The sequence below is a fragment of the Kocuria subflava genome, from assembly GCF_012163155.1.
Taxonomy (GTDB): Bacteria; Actinomycetota; Actinomycetes; order Actinomycetales; family Micrococcaceae; genus Kocuria; species Kocuria subflava.
Window position 1 is genome coordinate 1 of the sequence record NZ_JAAVUN010000153.1, and the last position, 628, is coordinate 628.

The following is a 628-nucleotide window of genomic DNA, read 5'->3' on the forward strand; positions in this document are numbered from 1 at the left end:
GACCCGCGACGACGACGTCGCGGTGGGCGTCGATGAACGCGGCTACTTCTTGTGCTGCTGGGCCTCGAGCTCCGCCCCGAAGAAACTGGCAGTCCGCTTGAGGATCGCAGAAGTAGATCGGAATGCCCGTGGCGGTAGTGAACGCAGCATGCTTGGCCATCTCCGCGCCCTGGTCCCAGGTGATCGTTCGGGCCAAGGAGGACGGCAGCTTGCTGATTGCGGCGCGCATTGCTGCCTCGACCTGCTCGGCGCTCTTGCCATCGGGCAGGTGCAGCAGCAATGTCATCCGTGTCGAGCGCTCGACGAGCGTCCCGACAGCGCTGCGGCTGCCCTGACCAAGGATGAGGTCACCCTCCCAATGCCCGGGCACTGCACGGTCGTCGGCTTCGGCAGGGCGCTGGCTGAGCATCACCATGCCGGGGATGCGGCCACGACCCTCGATGGCCCCGCGAGGCTTGCGAGCCGTCCTTCCGGACCGCAGGCACCGGGCCAGTTCACGGCGCAACTCGCCTCTGCCCTGCACGAACAGCGACTGGTAGATCGTCTCGTGGCTCACACGCATCTGCGGATCATCGGCATGATCCAACCGTAGGCGCACCGCGATCTCGTCGGGCGACCACAACTGCTC

1 protein-coding gene is annotated in these 628 nt (G+C 66.4%); it reads right to left on the bottom strand.

Annotation, left to right across the window (positions count from 1 at the left end; translation table 11 throughout):
- Positions 1–628: IS30 family transposase (locus GTW58_RS13490; protein WP_245195277.1), on the bottom strand; the 628-nt coding region annotated here is incomplete at both ends.